Origin of the sequence: Phenylobacterium sp., assembly GCF_030681155.1 — a bacterium.
In the GTDB taxonomy this organism is placed as follows: domain Bacteria; phylum Pseudomonadota; class Alphaproteobacteria; order Caulobacterales; family Caulobacteraceae; genus Phenylobacterium.
This window is the reverse complement of sequence record NZ_JAUXXE010000071.1, coordinates 105,026-124,883: the sequence shown is the minus strand read 5'-3', so window position 1 is coordinate 124,883 and position 19,858 is coordinate 105,026. Positions and strand designations below refer to the sequence as shown.

The following is a 19,858-nucleotide window of genomic DNA, read 5'->3' as shown; positions in this document are numbered from 1 at the left end:
GCGCGCCGGGACCCGGCGCGCCGAACTTGCATCAGCCGATCCGCTCGGGACCGTCGCCGCCTTCGACCAGTTCGGCCTGGGCGGCGAGCTTGCGCAGGCTCTCTTCGTGGCCCTCGCGGGTGATGCGATAGAGCGAGACGCAGAGGATGGCCGCGCCGTAGAGCGCCGCCAGGACCACTAGGTACACAAGCCCCAGATTGTTGACGACCTCCTGGCCGACCTGGCCGGGCTTGGCGTCCTGCGGGAAGCCGATGGCCAGCAGGATCATGCTGGACGCGAAGATCCCGACGCCTGAGACCGCCTTGGAGATGAAGGCGGCGGCGGAGAAGAATAGGCCCTCCGAGCGGCGACCGGTGCGCAATTCGGAATCCTCGACCACGTCGGCGATCATCGAGGAGATCAGGATCGCCGAGGTGATGGTGAAGCCTGTCGAGAACACGGTCTGGACGAACAGCAGCGGCAGCACCGCGCCCTCGCCATTGTCCGGGAACACGCCCAGCAGCCGCAGGCCGATGGGGATGATGGCGATCGTGAAGGCCAGGATCTTGGTGGTCTGCGCCGCCGCCTTCTTGCCCATTTTCCTGGACAGCGGGGCCGCGATCGCGAAGGCCAGGGCCGCCGAAATGAAATTGCCCATCGCCAGGATGGCGATCTGGCCCGATGGGAGCTGCCAGAAATAGGTGTTGAAGTAGAGGTTCAGCGACAGCACCAAGCCGCCGGCCATGGCGTTGAACAGGCCCGCCCCCATCAGCACCAGGAACGATTTGTGCGTCAGGGTGCCGAACATCTCCTTGGCGAGCTGGCCAACGGAGACCTTGCGCTGGGGCGGCATCTTGAAGCGGGCGATGTGGCGGTGGGTGCCGACCGACGAGATCACGATGGCGGCCAGCATGACGGCCGAGGCGACATAGGCGTAGGTCTGGTAGCCGTGTCGATTGAGCTGGCCGATCGGGTTTTCGGCGTCGGGCGTCAGGAAGACCTTCAGCGCCAGGACCGTCATGGTCAGCCCGCCGAACCAGGCGAAGAAGTGCCGATAGGCCAGCACCTTGGTCCGCTCGTCGTAGTCGCTGGTCAGCTCCGGGGCCAGGGCGGCCGATGGGATCTCGTACATGGTGATGAAGCTGCGGATGATGATCGCCACCACGATCAGGTAGACGAACAGCGCCTCATGCGACCAGTTCAGCGGCGGGTTCCAGAGCAGCAGGTAGGAGACCGCCACCGGTATGGCGGCGGCGTACATGAACGGGTGGCGGCGGCCCCACCTGGAGCGCCAGTTGTCGGAGACCTGCCCCATGATCGGGTCGAGGAAACTGTCGGCGATCAGGGCGATCATGATCGCCAGGCCGACGGTCGCCGAGGGCAGGCCGACCACCTGATTGTAGAAAATCAGCAGGAGATAGGAAAAGCCTTGGTCCTTCACCCCGAAGGCGACGGATCCAACCCCGTAGAAAAGCTTGGTGGGAACGCTGAGTTTCCCCGATGTTTGAGCTTTGGGTACGGCTTCGGCCACGGCGTTTCCTCGGGGTGATTTCCTGATTTGTAGACGCGACAGGCTAGCCTAGGGAAGTGGAAGGTTTCGCGCTCCCTACTCGGCGAGGCTGGCGGCCGCGTCCAGCGTGGCGACGTTCCGCTCATGGGTGTCCTTGTCGATCTTGTAGAACAGCAGGACCAGGATCGAGAGGGCGTTCACGGTGAAGGTCAGGGGCAGGTAGATCAGCGCCAGATGGCGCATCACCTCCGGGGGCGCCGATCCGGCGGCGGCGTCGATCGGGAAGGCGACGACGGTCAGCAGGACGCCGCTGAGGAACACGCCGATGCCGGCGGTGAACTTGGGCAATAGGCCGTTGGCGGCGAACAGCAGGCCTTCGGAGCGAACGCCGGTGGCCACGGCCGCGTCCTCTACCACGTCGGCGATCATCGAGGAGATGATGATGAAGCCGCCGATGGCCAGGGTGGTGGCGATGAAGGCGTCGATCCAGAGGATCGTGAACACCCAGGGCGAGCTGTTGAGCGGCATCAGGCCGAGCAGCCGCAGCAGGATCGGCAAGGCTGCGGTGGTGGTGGCCACGCCAAACAGACCGATCATTGCGTGCTTCTTGCCCCAGGCCCGAGAGGCCGGCCCGGTGATGGCGATGCCGGCGAACGAGGCCAGCACCGAGGCCAGGGCGAGGTAGGAGATGTGCGAGGCCGTCAGGCCCCAGAACTCCAGATAGAAGTACTGGCTGAGCGCGCCGGTCATGCCGGTGGCGATCCCCGAGCAGAGACCGGAGATCATCACCACGACGAGCGAGCGGTTGGACAGGGTGCCGCCGATCTCGCGCAGCAATTGCGAGAGTTTGACCTGGCGTTGGGGCGGAACGGCCAGCCGTGGAATGTGGTGATGAGTTCCGATGGCCGAGACGAGGATCGAGATCGCCATGACCACCGCGGCCAGTATGCCGTAGTGGCCGTAGGCCTCGCGGTTGAGGATCCCCCCGTTCTGCGGGCTGAGGAAGAACTGGTAGAGCACCACGTTCATGCCAAAGCCGCCGATCACCCCGAAGAAGAACCGATAGCTGAACAGGCTGGTGCGCTGATGGTAGTCGCTGGTCAGCTCAGGGGCGAGCGCCTGGCTTGGCACCTCGTAGAGACTGACGCAGAGCCGCAACAAAACCAGCATGCCGATCAGATAGAGGCCGAGCGCCTCCTTCGGCCAGTCCGCCGGAGCGTTCCAGAAGCCGATACAGGCGGCGGCCACCAGCGGCGCGGCGGCGTACATGAAGGGATGGCGCCGGCCCCACTTGGTCCGCAGCTTGTCCGACCATTGCCCCACCGCCGGGTCGATGACGGCGTCGAGCATCAGGGTCAGCATGATGGCCGTGCCTACCCAGAGCGCCGGCAGGCCGATCACCCGGTTGAGATAGGGTTGGAGCACAGCCGAGGAGAGGCCCAGGGTCGAGACCCCGAAGGCCACCGACCCGATGCCATAGAAGGTTTTGGAACGAACGCTGAGCCGCGTGCTCGATCCATCGGCGGCGTTCGCCGCGCTGGCCTTGCTCATCTCATCCTCCCCAGGCGAGTCGGGGCTGAGGTCTGCGCCTCAATCTCCCATCGTTCGAATATTCGGTATGAATTCGACGATGGCAAGAGGTTCGATGAGCAAGGTTCTCCGACCCGCTAGGGTCTTGGGGTCACCGGGCTGAGATCGCCGGCCGGTCCGGAGGCCGCCGGCGTGCCCGTTTCGATCTGGGCGTCGGTGGTGCGGGCTTCCAGAACGCCTTCCTGCAGGATGCGAAGGTTCTCTTCGTGGACCGACTTGTCGATCTTGTAGGCGAACAGACAGGCGATCGCGACGGCGTAGAACGCGCCGATCGTCGGCAGGTAGATGAGCGCCAGATTGCGCAGCATGTCCGGATCGACTTCGTTGGGCTTGGCGCCTTGCGGGAAGGCCACATAGGTCAGCAGCACGCCCGAGACGCCAACGCCGACGCCGGAGACGATCTTCTTGAACAGGTTGTCGGCCTAGAACAGCAGCCCTTCCGAGCGCCGACCGGTCTTGACCTCGCTGTCCTCCACGACGTCGGCGATCATCGATTGCAGCATGACGCCGGTCATGATCGCCATGATGCCGTTGGCCATGAAGTCGATGATCAGGATGCCGAACAGCAGGTTGGTGCCGTTGGCGGGCATGACACCGATGATGCGCAGGCCGATAGGCAGCAGCAGGGCGATCACCGCGCCGAAGAACATGGTGATGGCCGCGTAGCGCTTGCCGATCTTGCCGGCGATGATCGGGGCCAGGGTGACGCCGACGATGCTGGCGAGCACGCCGGTCACGGTCATGATCGCGAGCTGGCCCTGGGTCAGGCCCCAGAAGTAGAGGTTGAAGTAGAGCTCCAGCGCGGTCTTCAGGCCCAGCGACACGTTCATGAACATGCCGGAGATGGCCAACACCACGAACGAGCGGTTGTTCAAGGTGGCGCCGACTTCGCGCAGCATGGCCGGGATGGTGATCTTCCGCGCCGGCGGTTGCCGCAGATAGGGGATCTGGTGGTGGGTCGCGGTGGACGAGATCAGGATGATCGTGAAGATCGTGATCGCACCGACGATCGAATAGGTCTCCCAGCCGCCACGTTCCAGCAGCCCGCCGGTGCCGTCCGGGTTCTTCTTGAGGAAGACCTGGTAGACCAGCAACTGCATGATCAGCCCGCCGGCGACGCCGCAGAACGAGCGGATGGAAATGATGCTGGTGCGCTCGTTGTAGTCCTGGGTCAGCTCGGCCAGCAGGGCGGACGAGGGGAGTTCGAAGAAGGTGTCGAACAGCCGGATCGTGAGCAGACAGACCAGCATGTAGAAGAACAGCGCCTCGTTCTCCCATCCGATCGGCGGGTTCCAGATCAGGTAGAAGGCCAGCGAGACCGGCAGAGCCGCGGCGTACATGAACGGGTGGCGACGACCCCAGCGGCTACGGGTGTTGTCGGAGATCTGGCCGACCAGCGGATCGACGAAGGCGTCGAAAACCAGGGCGAGCATGATCGCCGTCGACACCATCGTCGGCGGCAGGCCGACGACCTGATTGTAGAACAGCAGCAGGAAGGTGGTGATGCCCCGCTGCTTGATGATGCTGGCTGAAGCGCCAAGACCGTAGAGGGCCTTGGTCTTGAACGTGATGGGCGGGCGCGGCGGCAGGCCGGCGGCGTCGGTCGCAGTCATGTCGGCGGCCTTTTAAGCTTTGGAACCAAGGGGCGTGGCGTTTCCGCCCACGCGGGTCGTTGCGCTGGCGTCTTCGCCATCCAGCACGCCTGCGGCCTCGCCGGCGTCAGCCAGCTCGCCCAGGCGACGGAGATTGTCCTCGTGCTTGGCCTTGTCGATGTTGAAGGCGAACAGGCACGCGATACCCAGGGCGAACAGCACCCCGATCGTCGGCAGATAGATCAGGCCCATGGCCTGGATGATCTCAGGATCGACCTGGCCCCGTTTGGCCCCCTCCGGGAAGCCGATGAAGGCCAGGATCGTGCCGGAGATGAACACGCCGACGCCGGAGACCATTTTCTTGACGAGGTTGTCGGCGCTCATCAGCAGACCCTCGGAGCGCCGGCCGGTCTTGACCTCTGCGTCCTCGATTACGTCGGCGACCATCGAGACCAGCAGCACGGCGGTGCCCCCCGCGAAAGCGGTGTTGATCAGGGTCTCGACCATCAGGATCGCGAACAGTTCGGGCGTGCCGTTGGCTGGCATCCATCCCATCAGGCGCAGGACGATCGGGGCGACCCCGATGGTCAGGGCGCTCGTGTACATGAAGATCGCGCCGTACTTCTTGCCCATCCGCCGGGCGACATGAGGCGAGGCGACCATGCCGATCGCGCCGCCAAGCACGCTGACGGTGACGAGAGCCGCCAATTGGCCCTGGGTCAGCTCCCAGAAGTAGAGACCGAAATAGATCTCCAGGCCGTTGCGGGCGCCGGTGGCGACGGCGACGAACATTCCGGTCAGGGCGGCGACGACGAAGGCTCGGTTGTTGAGGGTCTGGGACACCTCGCGGACCATGGCCTTGAAGGTGATCTTGCGGGTGGGGGCGGCGCGCAGATACGGGATCTGGCTCTGGGTCCCGCGAGTGGAGAGCAAGATCGTGGTGAAGATCAGCACCGCGGCGGTCAGCGAGTAGAGGAAGTAGCCGTCCCGGGCGAGAACGCCGCCGCTGCCATCAGGGTTCTCTTTGAGGAACACCTGATAGGCGAGGATCGTCATGCCCAGGCCGCCGACCACGCCGAACAGCATCCGCAGCGAGATCAGCTTGGTGCGATCATCGTAGCTCTTGGCCAATTCAGGGGCGAGGGCGCTGTGCGGCAGTTCAAAGAAGGTGTCGCAGAAGCGCAGGGTCAGCAGGCAGACCAGCAGGTAGAAGAACAGGGCTTGCTCAGACCAGCCCTGGGGTGGGTTCCAGAGCAGGAAGAAGGCCAGCGAGAAGGGGACCGCTGCGGCGTACATGAACGGGTGGCGCCGGCCGAGCTTGGATTTGAAATTGTCGGAGATCTGTCCGACCAACGGATCGATCAGGGCGTCGAAGATCAGGGCGATCATCAGCACCAGGGTGACCGTCTGCGGCGCCAGGCCCACGACCTGATTGTAGAAGATCATCAGGAAGGTCCCGAGGGACCGGAGCTTGATAGCGCTGGCCGTGGAGCCCACGGCGTAGAGGAGCTTGGTCGAAAGCGCCAAGGGCGGTCGGTCGGCGGCGGTGGCCGTCGCGGTCATGAAGGGCTCCGATGGGAAATCAATCTCGTCTGGCCGCGTCCAAAATCGAGTGTCGGCCAGGTGCGCCGGAGTCCGGCGGGTTCGAATGGGTGAGTCAGTACGGTGGCGCAGGGCGTATGTGCGCCCCTCGGAATCGGCATGTGAAAGCCGTCAGCCACCAAATCCTCCCGCCGCGCGAAAAATGCTGCGCAGTCATTATTATCGCTTCGGCCAGACCAGAGCCTTGAAGACTTGGCGTGGCCGAACATGAATTGGCTAAATCGTGAGGGACAGGTTCCCCACCGTCAACGGCTTTGATCTTACGATCCTGACATAATTTGCCCGTTGGCCGGCAAGGCGTTGGGGTGGGTCCGAGGTTTCGGGTCGGTGTTCCCGAAACATTCCGCAGGCAAGAAAAAGGGCGCGCGAGCCTTGTGGCCTGCGCGCCCCTCTCGTGGATGGCGAAACCTAGAAGCGGTATTGCAACTCGATTCCGAACGTCCGGGGCGGGGTCATGTAGAGGGTTCGCAGCGAGCCGCCGTTCTCCGGGCCCGTCTCGATGCCGTCCAGCAACTCATCGTCGAACACGTTCCGGACGTAGCCGATCACCGTGTAGCGGCCGCCGGCGCCGACCCAGATGGCGCGCAGGTCGAGTTGATCCTGCGACGGGGCGATCTCTGGCGAGTAGTCGAAGATGCCGTAGCTGACCTTGTCCTTCCAGGAATAGGTCCCCGAGAACGTCAGGGAGCCTGGCTCGAAGTCGAAGCGGTAGGTGCCGTTCAGCGCCAGCTTGTTCTTGGGCGAGGAGGGCAGGCGATTGCCCGACAGGTCCTGGGCCTGGCGCCCGGCGATCAGCGGGCCAGACGGATTGGCGTTGACGTCGGTGGCCAGCAGATCGGCGGAGTTGACGATGCAGCAGGCCTTTTCGATCGTGGCGTCCAGGTAGCTGTAGTTCAGCATCACCCGGATCTGATCGATGGGCGCCCAGACCACTTCCAGCTCTGCGCCTATCGACTCCGACTCCGCGATATTGATGAATTCCTGCTGGTTCACCGCGTTTCGCACCACGGTGACCGGCACCTGGGCGCCCTCATACTGGTAGTAGAAGACGGCGGCGTTGGTCTGCAGGGTTGTCCCGAAGTTCTTCTTCACGCCGATCTCGTAGGCGTCGAGGGTCTCGGGTTCGACGGAGGGGCGTTCGGCCAGAGCGCCGAGGTTGAACCCGCCCGACTTGTAGCCGCGGCTGTACTTCGCATAGGCCATGGTGCTGGTGTCCGGCGACCATTCGGCCCCCAGCGTACCGCTCCAGGCGTCCCACTCACCGCTCAGATTGCGCGAAGCCGGTCCCCTGCCGCCCGAGGCCGCGGTGACGTCGATCGAGCCGCCCAGCGCGCCGAGGGTGAGCGGGTTGAAATAGACCAGCCGCGAAGTCTCCAGCGCGTCCTTCTCATCCTTGGAGTAGCGCAGGCCCGCGGTGACCTTGAAGCTGTCGTTGAAGGCGTAGTCGATCTGGCCGAAGGCGGCGGTGGCCTTGGTGTCCAGATCACCGAAGCTCAGGAAGACGATGCGGTCCGGGTTCGGGGCGGCCGGCAGGAAGAGGTACCCGGGCGTGGTCGCGGCTCCGATGCGCGGCGTCTCGATCTGCGCCTGGAACGGCGCATAGAGCGTGATCGGCTGACGGAATTTCTCGCGGTAATAGTAGAGGCCGGCGATCCACTGGAGGGGACCATCGTGGATGGAGCTCAGGTTGAGTTCGTTGCTCCAGAACTTCTTGTCCTCGATATATTCGGCCGTGATGCTCGGGAACACCGTCGTCCCGACGATCGGGGTTGGGTACGAGATCCGCGCGGTGGCGTCATAATCGGTGACCTGGGTGAAGGTGTACTGGTTGTAGCCCCCGATGTATTTCAGCGCCGCCCAGCCCAGGTTCCACGATAGCTCGGCGACCAACTGGTGCTGGTCGTCCAGCTTTCGCGATGATGGGGTGTTGGTCGAGAACTCGCGGTGGTCGTCCACCCCCGGATTGGGCGTGTTGTAGAGATAGAGCGAGGAGGGGAAGAGGCCTTCCGGGCGCATGAAAGCGTTCGGCCCCCTAGGGTCGCCGTCCAGGAAGATTGGACTGGTGGTGTTGTAGTAGGGGCTGACCATGTTGCTGGTGCGGCCACGCTGGTCCCAGCTTGAGGTCGAGTAGCGGATCCAGGCGGTGGCGTTGTCGCCGAGGTCGGCCTCGACCTGAACCTCGAACCAGGTGTCGTCTGTGACGCCGCCTTCGCTCGGCCCGCCGGCCACGTTCTTGAAGTAGCCGTCGTCCTGCTTGGTCCACAGGCCGCCCAGCTTGGTGCGCAGGCCCTCGGAGAGCGGGATGGAGACTGATGCCTCGACCTGCTTGAAGTCGTAGTTCCCGATGCTGGCGCGAACCTCGCCGCCAAAGGTGTCGTCCGGGCGCTTGGAGATGACATTGATCGCGCCGCCGATCGAGTTGCGGCCATAGAGCGTGCCTTGCGGTCCGCGCAGGATCTCGACGCGGTCCACGAACAGGGTGCTCTTCGCCGCCTCGCTGTTGGAGGCGGTGTAGAAGCCGTCGGCATAGACCGCCACGCCGGGGTCCGATCCCAGCACATTGGTCAGGCGACCGACGCCGCGCAGGCTCATCCGGTCGCTGCCGGCGTTGAAAGATAGACCCGGCGTAAAGGTCGCGAAGTCCTGGATTGAGCGGATGCCGACGATGTCGCGGGTCTCGTCAGTGAAGGCGGAAACTGCAACCGGAACGTCCTGGAGGCTCTCTTCGCGCTTCTGCGCGGTGACCACCAATTCCTCGATCATATTCGAACCTTGGGTCTGCGCCGAGGCTGCAGTCCCCGCGACGCACGCCACGATTGCGCTCGACAACAACAACTTGATTCTACGATTCATGTTCTTCGTGCCTCCCCGTTTTGCCTGTCGTCTAACGCTATCCTGCGTTTATTCGAACTTGTGGTACGACGGTGGCGGCGTCAATAATTTTTGACGGACCTGCATTTTATTGAAATGGGACGGTGGCGCGGAGCCTTGTCGACGCGACGGAACCTACCCGTTGTTCGAAATCCGCGTTGCGCGGGGCGGGGCGCTAGGGGATGGTTTGCGCAACGCCTCGTTGAGGCGCACCAGGTGAGGAGCGTCTTTTGGGTCGGCTGAAGAACAAGGTGGCGGTGATCACCGGTGGGTGCTCAGGAATTGGGCTGGGCGCGGTCGAAGTGTTCGTGGCGCAGGGCGCCAAGGTCTTTGTCGGTGATATCGACGACGAGGCCGGCGCGGCGCTGGCGGCGCGGTTCGACGGCGCGGTCGCCTATCAACATTGCGACGTGATGGACGAGCGTCAGATCGAGGCGCTGATGAGCGGCGCGGTGGCTCGATTTGGCGGGCTCGACATCCTCTTCAACAACGCCGGGGCCGGCGGGACGCCGAGCCGCATGGAGGACATGACCGGCGAGGGCTGGGACCAGACCCAGAACCTGCTGCTGCGCTCGGTGGCGCTTGGCATCCGCTATGCGATTCCGCACATGAAGGCGCGCGGTGGCGGATCCATCGTCAACACCGCCTCAATCGCCGGAACCCAGGCCGGGTATGGGCCGATCGCCTATTCGGTGGCCAAGGCCGGCGTCATCCACCTGACGCGCGTCGCGGCCGCCGATCTGGCGCGCGACCGGATCCGGGTGAACGCCATTTGCCCAGGCCTGATCCTGACCAACATCTTCACCCCGCCAGATCGGGTGCCGGCAGGCATGGCTGGAATGGTCAAGCAGACCATGGCTCAGAGTGCGCCGAACACTCAGCCGATCGAAAAGCCCGGCCTGCCCGAGGACATCGCCCATGCGGCGCTGTTCTTCGCTTCGGACGAAAGCGCTTTCGTCACCGGCACGCACCTGATGGTGGACGGCGGCCTGTTCGTGGGGCCGCGCAATTCCTGGGACCCCGAAATGCGCGCCGAGCGCCAACGCCTGGCCGACGAGCGCCTGGCGGCGTTCGAGGCCGCGCAGGCGAAGTAGGCCGTGGCGGCTCCTCCCCGAGGGGAGGAGCGCCTGATCATTCGGCGATCAGCATCACCTTGCCGACGTGGCTTCCGCCCTCGAGATAGGCGTGGGCGGCGGCCGCTTCAGTCAGGGGGAAGGTCTTGTCGATCTGGGGCGTCAGCTTGCCGGCCGCGATCCAGGGCCAGACCTGGGCTTCGATGGCGGCGGCCAGTCGCGCCTTTTCGTCGGCGTCGCGGGGACGCAGGGTCGAGCCGGTGACCAGGGCGCGCTTGAGCATCAGCTTAAAGATCGGCAGGGCGACTTCGCCGCCGGCCTGGGTGGCGATGTAGACGATACGGCCGCCGGTGCGGATCGAATCCAGGCCCTTGGCGAAATAGTCGCCCCCGACCATGTCCAGAATCACATCGACGCCGCCTTGCGCCTTGGCGATTGCGGTGAAGTCCTGCGTGGTCACGTCAACGCTGACATCGGCCCCGAGCTTCAGGGCTTCGGCGGCCTTGCCGGCGCCCCGGCTGGTGGCGATAACCTTCGCGCCAGCGGCCTTGGCCATCTGGATCGCCGTCGTCCCGATCCCGGACGTCGCGCCGTGGACCATCAGGATCTCGCCGCTCTTCAGGCTGCCGTGCTCGAATACGTTGGCGAAGACCGTGAAGACGGTCTCGGGCAGGGCGGCGGCCTGCACATAGTCCATGCCCTCGGGGATCGGCAGGGCGTGACGGGAGTCGCACACGGCATACTCCGCATAGCCGCCGCCGCCGAGCAGGGCGCAGACCTTGTCGCCGACCTTCCAGCGGCCGGCGGCGACCAGAACCTCGCCGGCGACTTCCAGGCCCAGTGTATCGGGCGCGCCGGGCGGCGGCGGATAGGCGCCGATGCGCTGCGCCAGGTCGGGACGGTTCACGCCGGCCGCATGGACCTTGATCAGGATTTGGCCGGGACCGGGAACTGGGCGGGGGATCGTGGCCGCCTTCAGGTTTTCCGCAGGTCCTCGCCCGCCCTCCACAGTGATGGCGGTCATGGTGTCGCTCACGGGTGTGCCCTCCGGTCGTTTTGCGGGTAAAGTTTCTCAGTGCTCAGATAGACGTCGAAGGACGCCCGGCAAAGGGAGGCTCTTGATGGAAGAACCGGTGGAAACCCGCGTTGGACGCGGTCAGCGTCTCACGGAGGCGATGCGCGAGGATCTCGAACTCTACGCCGTTGTGGAGTTGGAGGAGCGTATCGAGGCTTTGGAGGCCGAGATCGCCAGGTGTCGTGCCCAGATTGAGCGTAAGCGCGCGGGCCGCGCCGAAGCCGACGCGCTATTCTCAAGGCCAAGCTGACCTGCGTATACGGATAACCGAACGTAAACGCGGATCATGGATAACCGATGTTTAGGTTTGGCACGGGGGTTGCACACCCACCGGTCCGAGCGCCGCATACCAAGCGGGCGAAGCTATTAGAGGCTCAGTGCTTTGATGACCGATGGATTTGCCCCTGCGGGCGCCTGGCGAGCCGATGTGATCCAGGACTTCGCGCGGTCTGAATTGTTCGACAGGACCTTCCAGGAGGGCATGGACCTTGTGGAAGAGACCGCGGGCTATCTCGACGGCTCCGGCCGCCAAGAGTCGAAGCTTTTGTCGCGCAATGCGGCCCTGGCCTATGCCGGTGAAAGCATGCGCCTCACCACCCGCCTGATGCAGGTGGCCTCCTGGCTGCTGGTCCAGCGCGCGGTGCGCGAAGGCGACATGCCCCCGGAAGGCGCCTGCGAGGACCGGTACCGATTGGGCGCCGAAGACGTCTGCCGCGGTCCCACCACCGAAGATTTGCCGGTGGGCCTGCTGGCCCTGCTAGACCGGTCAGAGCGTCTCTATGAGCGCGTCCGCCACCTCGACCGCCGGATGTATGTCGAGGACACCACCATCGAGATCCCGAACCCGGTGCTGTCCCAATTTGACCGATTGCAGGCCGCCTTCGGCCGCTGAGGCCTAGCGGCGTCCGTCATCAGGGTGTCATCCCGGCAAGCGCCAAGCGCTTGTCAGGGTTTCGTTCGCACTGAGCGCGCCGAGTAGGCCGCTAGGGCGTCATCCACCCACAGCAAAAAACGCCGCGCACGGGACGCGGCGTTTTTGTAGCTGCTCGCAAGGACCTGCTGCGCGACGAACGCGCAGGGCAGGTCCTACTTGCGGGTGAAGCCGCCGAACTTGGCGTTGAAGCGCGACACGCGACCACCACGGTCCAGCATGTGCTGGTTGCCGCCGGTCCACGCCGGGTGCGTCTTCGGATCTATATCCAGGTTCAGCGTCGCGCCTTCTTTGCCGAAGGTCGAGCGCGTCTGATAGCTCGTGCCGTCGGTCATCACCACGGTGATGAAGTGATAGTCGGGGTGGGTGTCTTGTTTCATCGAAAGGGCAACCGACGTAAAGGAGCGGCAGGAATATATCGCGGCGCCACGGATGGCGGACGCGAGGAAGCCGCGCGTATACAGGAAAAGGCGCGGGAAGAGCAAGGGCGCTAGTTTATATGAGTGATCTGGCCCACGAGGCCCCCGCCCCCGGTCGCCCCAGCGCGGGCGCCGCAATGGCCCAGGATTTGAGCGAAGCGGCCGATCGCCGGGCGCGCAGCCGGAACGTCAAGGCGCTCGGCCGCCTGATGCCGTTCCTGGCCATGCACAAGGGCGACGCCGCCTGGGCGGGCCTCTTCCTGCTAACCGCGACCGCTTCCACCCTGGGTCTCTCCGGCGCCGTGCGGCTGCTGGTCGACCACCTGACCGACCCCAAGGCCAGCGCGGCGACGGTCGATCCCTGGTTCTGGCTCATCGGCGGTGTGGCCCTGGCGCTCGCGGCCTCCAGCGCCCTGCGCTACTTCTTCGTCACCAAGCTGGGGGAGCGGATCACCGCCGACCTGCGCAAGGCGGCCTACGCCCACATCCTGACCCTCGATCCGACCTTCTTCTTAAAGACGCGCACGGGCGAGGTGCTGTCGCGCCTGACCACCGACATCCAGATCGTCGAGAGCCTCCTCTCTACCTCTATCTCTGTGGCGCTGCGCAATCTGCTGACGCTGATCGGCGCGCTGATCCTGCTGGTCATCGTCAGCCCCAGCCTGACCGGCCTGGTGCTGGGCATCTTCCCGTTCGTGCTGGCGCCGCTGTTCTTGTTCGGCAAGCGGGTCCGCAAGCTGACCATGTCGACCCAGGATCAGTTCGCCGCCGCCGTCGGCCATGCCGGCGAGACTCTTGACGCGCTTGAGACCGTCCAGGCCTTCGGGCGCGAGGACGCTGGCGCTGCGCGGTTCGGCGAGGCGGTCGAAAGCTCGTTCCAGACCTCTCTGCGCCGGATGACCGCGCGGGCGATCATGACGGCCCTGGTCATCGGCCTCGTCTTCGGCGGCGTGGTGGTGATTTTCTGGCTCGGCGTCCATGCCGGCCTGCGCGGCGAGATGACCTGGGGCGCGCTGTTCCAGTTCGCCTTCCTCTCGGTGATGGCCGCTGGTTCGGTGGGCGCCCTGGGCGAGACCTGGGGTGACGTCCAGAAGGCCGCTGGGGCCATGGAGCGGATCTCCGAGCTTTTGGCCGCCAGGCCCACTATCGCAGCTCCTGCGGCGCCCAAGGCGCTGCCGGTTCCGGCGCGCGGCGAGATCGAGTTCGAGCGTGTCGACTTCGCCTATCCAGGCCGCCCCGACGCTCTGGCGCTCAGCGGCTTCTCCCTGAAGGTCGCGCCCGGCGAGCGGGTGGCCCTGGTCGGGCCGTCGGGCTCGGGCAAGAGCACCGTCTTCCGGTTGCTGCTGCGGTTCTATGACCCGCAGAGCGGGACGATCCGCCTGGACGGCGTGGATCTGCGTGACGCCGATCCTGCGGAGGTGCGGGCTCGCATGGCGCTAGTGTCGCAGGACTCGCCGCTGTTCTCCGGTTCGGCCGCAGAAAACATCCGCTTCGGGCGTCCGGACGCCGACCTTGATTCCATTCGCGCCGTCGCTTGCGCGGCCCAGGCCGAGGGCTTCCTCGACGCCCTGCCGCAGGGCTTCGAGACCCCGCTGGGCGACCGCGCCCGCAGTCTGTCGGGCGGTCAGCGCCAGCGTCTGGCCATCGCCCGCGCCCTGATCCGCGAAACGCCGATCCTGCTGCTCGACGAGGCCACCAGCGCTTTGGACGCCGAGAACGAGCAACTGGTCCAACGGGCGCTGGAAGGCGCCATGGTCGGCCACACCACCCTGGTCATCGCCCACCGGTTGGCCACTGTACTCAAGGCCGACCGCATCGTGGTCATGGACGGCGGCAAGGTGGTCGAACAAGGGACCCACGCCGAGCTCGCCGCCAAGGGCGGGCTCTATTCGCGCCTCGCCGCCTTACAGTTCGGCGACGCTGCGGCCTAGGGCTCAACTCCGAGCAGCGACGGCCATGGCTGGGAAGTCGCTGAACACGCCGTCGACGCCTGCGGCGTAGAGGGCGTGGAACACGGCTTGGGCGTCGCCGTGCTCGGCCGGTGAAGTTCCGCGGCGCAGCTTGGCCGGCAGGAAGCGGTTCTCCGCTCGGACGGTCCAGGGATGGACGAGCAGGCCGGCGGCATGGGCGTCCTTCACCAAGGCGCTCGCGGGACCTAAAGCGCCGTCCACGGTCGGGAGGACCATCGACCAGTCGGGGCCGACGCCGTCGGCATAGGCCGCGATAGCCTTCAGGCCCTGCGCGCTGATCATGGCCGGGCTGCCGGCCCCGACCAACTGCACGCGCCGGGCCTTGGAGAGCGTCTTGAAGCTCACCAGGGCGGCCGGCTCGAAGCACTGGACGAAGACTGGGGCGCTGGCGCTGTCCAAGTCATTGCTTTTCAACGCCGCCGCGAGCCGCGCCTCGATCGGCAGACCGATGCTGGCCAGGAAGGCCGGATGCTTCATCTCCGGATAGAGGCCGATGGTGCGGCCCACGCGGCGGCTTTCCGTCCTGGCGAGGTCGATGACTTCCTGGAACGTCGCGATCGGTTCGCGGCCGTCGAACTTGGCGCTGCCCGGACGCAGGTCGGGCATGCGCTCGCGTGCACGCAGGGTCTTCAGTTCGGCGAGCGTGAAGTTCTCGGCGAACCAGCCTGTGATCTTTTCGCCGTCGATGAACTTGACGGTCTGGCGGGCGGCGAACTCCGGCCGCGAGGCCACGTCTGTGGTTCCGCCGATTTCATTCTCGTGGCGAACGACCAGGACCCCGTCCATCGACAGGACAAGGTCGGGCTCGATGAAGTCGGCGCCCTGATCAATGGCCAGGCGATAGCCCATCAGCGTGTGCTCAGGGCGCTCGCCGCTCGCGCCCCTATGGGCGATGACGATCGGCTTTTGCACGGGCTTGGCCATGGCGGGGGTGGCCGTAAGGGCGGCGGTGGCGGCGGTGAAGGCGCGGCGCGTCAGATGCATGAGAACGATCTAGCCGTCCTCGGCGCCGCTTTCGTCAAGGCCAAGCTTTGAGCTCAGCCTCCACGTGCGGCTGGGCGCCCTAGCCGGCCGCTTTCAGTTTATCGAGCATCAGCGGGTGCAGCTCAAGATTAGCGGTGCAGATCGAACCCTTGGTCAGCATGTCCTCGCCGCCGTCCATGTCGGTGACCTTGCCGCCAGCTTCCTGGATCATCAGCAGGCCCGCAGCCATGTCCCAGGGCTTCAGGTCGCGCTCCCAGAAGCCGTCCATGCGACCGGCGGCGACATATGCCAGGTCCAGGGACGCCGCGCCGAAGCGACGAACGCCGGCCACGCGCTGGCTGATCTGGTGCAGCTCTTTCAGGAAGCGGGCGTGCTGGCCGTGACCGAGGAACGGGATGCCGGTGCCCAGCACGCTTTCGTCCAGGTGTTTGCGGCCAGCGACGCGCAGGCGCTTGTCGTTGACGAAGCAGCCCTTGCCCTTTTCGGCCCAGAACAACTCGTTGGTGACGGGGTTGTAGGTCACCGCCGCCACGATTGCGCCTTCGCGCTGCAGGGCGATGTTGATCGCGAAGTGCGGGATGGCGTGCAGGAAGTTGGTGGTGCCGTCCAGCGGATCGACGATCCAGGTGTGGGTCTTGTCGGTGCCTTCGATCAGGCCGCGTTCCTCGCCGAGGAAGCTGTAGCCGGGGCGGGCCTTTTCCAGCGCTTCGAACACCGCCTGCTCGGCCTTGATGTCCGCGGCCGAGACGAAATCAGCCGGCGCCTTGCGCGACACCTGCAGCTCGGAAAGCTCGCCGAAATCACGGTTCAGGCCCCGGGCCGCCTTGCGGGCGGCGTCGGACATCACTTTCAGAAGGGCGGTTTGCGTCGACACAGGTGGTTCCAGTTCTAGCGCCAAGGGTGCGCTAAACGCGCCGGAAAGGCGGAAATTCGAGGCGCGGAACCTAGTGGGAGCAGGGCCTCAAGGCAAGGATAGGCCTCAACCGCGTTCCGACAAGCCCTGGGCGATGGCCGCCTCGATGGCCTTCACCCCCGCGGCCGGGCCTTGCGGGTGCGCCCAGACGCCGGCCGAAACCGCCAGGAAGTCGGCGCCGGCCTTGGCTAGGCCTGCAGCGTTGTCGGCGTTGATCCCGCCGATGGCGACGCATGGGGTCTCCATGAACTGCTGCCAGATGGTCAGGATTTCCGGCTCGGCCTGGGTGGGGGCTTCCTTGGTGGTGGTCGGGAAAAAGGCGCCGAACGCGACATAGTCGGCGCCGCCCTCGGCCGCTTCCATCGCCAGGTGGCGGCTGTCATGGCAGGTGACGCCGATCATCGCGTCCGGCCCCATGATCTTGCGCGCGTCCTTTAGCGGCGTGTCCGACTGGCCGACATGGACCCCGTCGCAGCCGAGCTTGGCGGCCAGGTCCGGGCGGTCGTTCAGGATGACCGCCACACCGCGCGCCTGGGCGATGGGCGAGAGCGCGTCGACCGCCGCGGCGATCACCTGATCAGGTTGATCCTTCAGGCGGATCTGCAGGGCGGCGACATCTCCGGCGTCCAGGGTCTGGGCGAGCAGCCGGCCGAAGGCGGCGAGGTCGTCCAGGCGCGGCGGGGTGATCAGATAGAGGCGGCAATCGGCGGTCATGACCGCCTTCTAACCCTGCGGATAGTCCGGCAACAGCGCCTTCATCGTATAGGCCACGATGGCGGTGACGCTGGTTGCGGCCACAGCGATGCCGAAGAACCAGGCGAGGCGCTTGTACCACGGGGGCAGGGGATCGCCCGGCTCGGGCGGGGGCTCAATGATATCCCGCATCGGCCGTCACCTTGCCTCTGAACAGCCAATAGACCCAGATCGTATATCCCAGGATTACCGGCAGCAGGATCGCCACCCCAACCAGCATCAGGGCCAGGGCGTTGTCCTGGTTGGCGGCCTGACGATAGGTCATGTCGTAGGGCACGATGTTGGGGAAGAAGCCCGCCGCCAGCCCAAAATAGCCGGACAGAAACACTAGGCTCGCGCCCAGATGCGGCCAGCCGTGCGAGCGACGCGACAGGCCGATCGCGATGATCGCCAAGCCCGCCAGCCCCAGCAGCGGGATCGGCAGGTGGGGCAGGAACCTGGCCATGTCCAAGGCTCCATCCACATAGCCCCAGCGTTCGGCCACCCGCGGATGGACGAGCAGCGTAGCCAAGCTCACCGCGCCAAGCAGCACGGCGGTGGCGCCGCCCGCGATCCAGGCCCAGCGCCGGGCGTCGCCATGCAGTTCGGCCTCGGTCTTCCAGACCAGCCAGGTCGCGCCGAGCACGGCGTAGCCGGCGACCAGGCCGGCGGCCACCAGCAGGGTGTAGGGCGTTAGCCAGTCGAACGGGCCGCCGCCAAAGGCCAAGTTCTCGTCCAGCGTGATGCCCTGGATGAAGCCGCCGAGGATCAGGCCCTGGGCGAAGGTCGCGCAGATCGAACCGCCCGCGAAGGCCGCCGTCCAGAAGGCTTTGCCGCGCCGACGGCCCCGCAGCCGGAACTCAAAGGCCACGCCCCGGAGGATCAAGGCCAGCAACATCAGGATGACGGGGATGTAGAGCGCCGGCAGGATCGCCGAATAGGCGAGAGGGAAGGCGGCGAACATGCCGCCGCCGCCCAGCACCAGCCAGGTCTCGTTGCCGTCCCAGACCGGGGCGATGGAATCCATCATCGCGTCGCGGTCGGCGGGCGTGGCCGCGAAGGGAAAGAGGATGCCGACGCCGAGGTCGAAGCCGTCCAGCAGCACGTAGAGCAACACGGCCGTGGCGATGATGACGGCCCAGATCAGCGGGAGGTCGAGAGTCATGGCCGGTCTCCCCAGCTCGCGGAGTTGTGGCCTGGATCTTCCGGCGCGGCGGCCAAGGCCGAGCCGGGGGCTCGGGCGCCGGCGGGAGGCGGCTCGTCGGAACCTGCCACCGGTCCCTCGGCCATCAGCCGTATGATGTAGAGAACACCGACCGAGAAGATCACCGCGTAGACCACCAGGAAGCCCAGGAGCGAGGCCGAGACTTGGCCCGCCCCAACCGGTGACACCGCATCGGCGGTGCGCAAGACGCCAGTGACCACCCAGGGCTGGCGTCCGACCTCTGCGACAATCCAGCCGGAGATCACCGCTACGAAGCCAGCCGGCCCCATGGCGACGCAGGCATGAAGGAAGGGCCGGGATTGTTCAGGCGCCGCGCGCCAACACAGCCAGACCCCCCAGGCGCCCAGGGCGATCATCGCGATGCCGAGCCCGACCATCACCCGGAAGGACCAGAAGACGATCGCGACCGGTGGTCGGTCTTCCGGGGCGAACGCCTTCAGGCCCTTGACCTCGGCCTTGGTCGAGCCGGCGGTGATCAGGCTGCCAACCTTGGGGATGGAGACTTCCCACCGGTTGCTTTCGGTCGCGCGATCGGGCCAGGCGACGATGTGGAAGGCCTGTTCGGGGCCGGTTTCCCAGAAGGCCTCGATCGCCGCCAGCTTGGCCGGCTGCAGGCGCAGCACATCCTTGCCCGAAAGGTCGCCGACCAGCAGCTGCATGGGGGCCACAATGGCCAGCATGCCGACCGCCATCCGCAGGCTCATTCGGGACTCTGGCTCCTCGGGCCGCTTCAGCAGGCGCCAGGCCGAGGCCGCCCCCACGACGAGAGCGGTGGTCAGGTACGCAGCGAGCGTCATGTGCATCAGCCGCGAAGCGAAACTCGGCGAGAAGATCACCGCCATCCAGTCGGTCGCGATCAGACCACCCTCGGGCGTGCGCGCAAACCCGGTTGGATATTGCATCCAACTATTGGCCGAGATGATCCAGAAGGCGGAGATCAGCGTGCCGACGGCGACCAGCACCGTGGCGGTGAAGTGAAGGCCTGGCCCGACCTTCTTCCAGCCGAACAGCATGATCCCCAGGAAGCTCGCCTCCAGGAAGAAGGCTGTAAGCACCTCGAAGGCCAGCAGCGGCCCAATGACCGGGGCGACCACCGTGGAGAACACGCTCCAGTTGGACCCGAGCTGGTAGCTCATGACCACGCCGGTCACGACGCCCATGCCGAATGAGATCGCGAATATCTTCACCCAGAAAAGATAGAGGGTCTTGAACACCTCGTTCCGTGTCGTCAGCCACAGCCCCTCCAGAACCGCGAGGTAACTGGCCAGACCAATGGTGAAACTGGGAAAGATGATGTGGAAGGCGATAGTGAACGCGAACTGCAGTCGCGACAGCATCAAGGCGTCGACGTCCATGACGTTCGGTCCCCAGCTCTGAAACTGCAATCGCGAT

General features: G+C 65.6%; 16 protein-coding genes and 1 pseudogene. 4 read left to right on the top strand and 13 right to left on the bottom strand.

Annotated elements, in window-relative coordinates; all coding sequences use genetic code 11:
• Positions 1-31: 31 nt before the first annotated feature.
• The 5 genes and pseudogenes from Q8M13_RS19170 to Q8M13_RS19150 form a co-directional block, all read right to left on the bottom strand.
• The gene (locus Q8M13_RS19170; RefSeq protein WP_305301791.1) at positions 32-1,510 is read right to left on the bottom strand and encodes an MFS transporter; all 1,479 of its coding nucleotides are present in this window, start codon (positions 1,508-1,510) and stop codon (positions 32-34) included.
• Between the two features lie 75 nt (positions 1,511-1,585).
• Positions 1,586-3,040, bottom strand: a complete 1,455-nt coding sequence (locus tag Q8M13_RS19165) for an MFS transporter (protein ID WP_305301790.1) — start codon at positions 3,038-3,040, stop codon at positions 1,586-1,588.
• A gap of 116 nt (positions 3,041-3,156) precedes the next feature.
• A pseudogene (locus Q8M13_RS19160) lies at positions 3,157-4,692 on the bottom strand (MFS transporter).
• 12 nt (positions 4,693-4,704) lie between these two features.
• Entirely contained in the window at positions 4,705-6,234 is a 1,530-nt protein-coding gene (locus Q8M13_RS19155; RefSeq protein WP_305301789.1) for an MFS transporter, read from the bottom strand.
• A 447-nt stretch (positions 6,235-6,681) separates the two neighbouring features.
• Entirely contained in the window at positions 6,682-9,126 is a 2,445-nt protein-coding gene (locus Q8M13_RS19150) for a TonB-dependent receptor (protein ID WP_305301788.1), read from the bottom strand.
• Positions 9,127-9,374: 248 nt separating this feature from the next.
• Between Q8M13_RS19150 and Q8M13_RS19145 the strand changes: the two genes are divergently transcribed.
• The gene (locus Q8M13_RS19145; RefSeq protein ID WP_305301787.1) at positions 9,375-10,238 is read left to right on the top strand and encodes an SDR family NAD(P)-dependent oxidoreductase; all 864 of its coding nucleotides are present in this window, start codon (positions 9,375-9,377) and stop codon (positions 10,236-10,238) included.
• Between the two features lie 37 nt (positions 10,239-10,275).
• Here the strand turns inward: Q8M13_RS19145 and Q8M13_RS19140 are convergent, their stop codons facing one another.
• Positions 10,276-11,253, bottom strand: coding sequence for an NAD(P)H-quinone oxidoreductase (locus Q8M13_RS19140; RefSeq protein ID WP_305301784.1), 978 nt, complete (start codon positions 11,251-11,253; stop codon positions 10,276-10,278).
• An 82-nt stretch (positions 11,254-11,335) separates the two neighbouring features.
• Here Q8M13_RS19140 and Q8M13_RS19135 point away from each other — a divergent pair, with 82 nt between their 5' ends.
• Both Q8M13_RS19135 and Q8M13_RS19130 read left to right on the top strand, forming a co-directional pair.
• A complete protein-coding gene (locus Q8M13_RS19135; RefSeq protein ID WP_370870107.1) occupies positions 11,336-11,542 on the top strand; it encodes a DUF1192 domain-containing protein in 207 nt (68 codons plus the stop codon).
• Between the two features lie 135 nt (positions 11,543-11,677).
• A complete protein-coding gene (locus tag Q8M13_RS19130) occupies positions 11,678-12,184 on the top strand; it encodes a DUF1465 family protein (RefSeq protein WP_305301780.1) in 507 nt (168 codons plus the stop codon).
• Between the two features lie 194 nt (positions 12,185-12,378).
• On the opposite strand, the gene rpmE is transcribed toward Q8M13_RS19130, so the two are convergent.
• On the bottom strand, positions 12,379-12,603 hold the full coding sequence (gene rpmE, locus Q8M13_RS19125; protein WP_305301778.1) for a 50S ribosomal protein L31: 225 nt from the start codon (positions 12,601-12,603) through the stop codon (positions 12,379-12,381).
• 119 nt (positions 12,604-12,722) lie between these two features.
• On the opposite strand from rpmE, the gene Q8M13_RS19120 reads away from it, so the two are divergent.
• Positions 12,723-14,573, top strand: a complete 1,851-nt coding sequence (locus Q8M13_RS19120; protein ID WP_305301776.1) for an ABC transporter transmembrane domain-containing protein — start codon at positions 12,723-12,725, stop codon at positions 14,571-14,573.
• A 3-nt stretch (positions 14,574-14,576) separates the two neighbouring features.
• On the opposite strand, the gene Q8M13_RS19115 is transcribed toward Q8M13_RS19120, so the two are convergent.
• The 6 genes from Q8M13_RS19115 to Q8M13_RS19090 all read right to left on the bottom strand — a co-directional run bounded on the left by Q8M13_RS19115 (position 14,577) and on the right by Q8M13_RS19090 (position 19,821).
• Positions 14,577-15,596, bottom strand: a complete 1,020-nt coding sequence (locus Q8M13_RS19115; protein ID WP_305301775.1) for a glycerophosphodiester phosphodiesterase — start codon at positions 15,594-15,596, stop codon at positions 14,577-14,579.
• Between the two features lie 79 nt (positions 15,597-15,675).
• Positions 15,676-16,470, bottom strand: coding sequence for an inositol monophosphatase family protein (locus Q8M13_RS19110; RefSeq protein WP_305301774.1), 795 nt, complete (start codon positions 16,468-16,470; stop codon positions 15,676-15,678).
• A 105-nt stretch (positions 16,471-16,575) separates the two neighbouring features.
• On the bottom strand, positions 16,576-17,223 hold the full coding sequence (thiE, locus tag Q8M13_RS19105; protein ID WP_305301773.1) for a thiamine phosphate synthase: 648 nt from the start codon (positions 17,221-17,223) through the stop codon (positions 16,576-16,578).
• 9 nt (positions 17,224-17,232) lie between these two features.
• On the bottom strand, positions 17,233-17,394 hold the full coding sequence (locus Q8M13_RS19100) for a hypothetical protein (RefSeq protein ID WP_305301772.1): 162 nt from the start codon (positions 17,392-17,394) through the stop codon (positions 17,233-17,235).
• Positions 17,378-18,406 (bottom strand): cytochrome d ubiquinol oxidase subunit II, encoded by a 1,029-nt coding sequence (gene cydB, locus Q8M13_RS19095; protein WP_305301771.1) that lies wholly within the window; start codon positions 18,404-18,406, stop codon positions 17,378-17,380. The genes Q8M13_RS19100 and cydB overlap by 17 nt, the downstream gene beginning before the upstream one ends.
• Positions 18,403-19,821 carry a cytochrome ubiquinol oxidase subunit I gene (locus tag Q8M13_RS19090; RefSeq protein WP_305301770.1) on the bottom strand — a complete coding sequence of 473 codons (1,419 nt, stop codon included), beginning with the start codon at positions 19,819-19,821 and terminating at the stop codon, positions 18,403-18,405. Before Q8M13_RS19090 ends, cydB begins: the two co-directional genes overlap by 4 nt.
• Positions 19,822-19,858 lie beyond the last annotated feature (37 nt).

Bases quoted from the DNA above. Each gene is read 5' to 3' on its own strand.
- Q8M13_RS19165 (WP_305301790.1), bottom strand. From the start codon at position 3,040: ATGAGCAAGGCCAGCGCGGCGAACGCCGCCGATGGATCGAGCACGCGG.
- Q8M13_RS19155 (WP_305301789.1), bottom strand. From the start codon at position 6,234: ATGACCGCGACGGCCACCGCCGCCGACCGACCGCCCTTGGCGCTTTCG.
- Q8M13_RS19150 (WP_305301788.1), bottom strand. From the start codon at position 9,126: ATGAATCGTAGAATCAAGTTGTTGTTGTCGAGCGCAATCGTGGCGTGC.
- Q8M13_RS19130 (WP_305301780.1), top strand. From the start codon at position 11,678: ATGACCGATGGATTTGCCCCTGCGGGCGCCTGGCGAGCCGATGTGATC.
- rpmE (WP_305301778.1), bottom strand. From the start codon at position 12,603: ATGAAACAAGACACCCACCCCGACTATCACTTCATCACCGTGGTGATG.
- Q8M13_RS19120 (WP_305301776.1), top strand. From the start codon at position 12,723: ATGAGTGATCTGGCCCACGAGGCCCCCGCCCCCGGTCGCCCCAGCGCG.
- Q8M13_RS19115 (WP_305301775.1), bottom strand. From the start codon at position 15,596: ATGCATCTGACGCGCCGCGCCTTCACCGCCGCCACCGCCGCCCTTACG.
- thiE (WP_305301773.1), bottom strand. From the start codon at position 17,223: ATGACCGCCGATTGCCGCCTCTATCTGATCACCCCGCCGCGCCTGGAC.
- Q8M13_RS19100 (WP_305301772.1), bottom strand. From the start codon at position 17,394: ATGCGGGATATCATTGAGCCCCCGCCCGAGCCGGGCGATCCCCTGCCC.
- cydB (WP_305301771.1), bottom strand. From the start codon at position 18,406: ATGACTCTCGACCTCCCGCTGATCTGGGCCGTCATCATCGCCACGGCC.
- Q8M13_RS19090 (WP_305301770.1), bottom strand. From the start codon at position 19,821: ATGGACGTCGACGCCTTGATGCTGTCGCGACTGCAGTTCGCGTTCACT.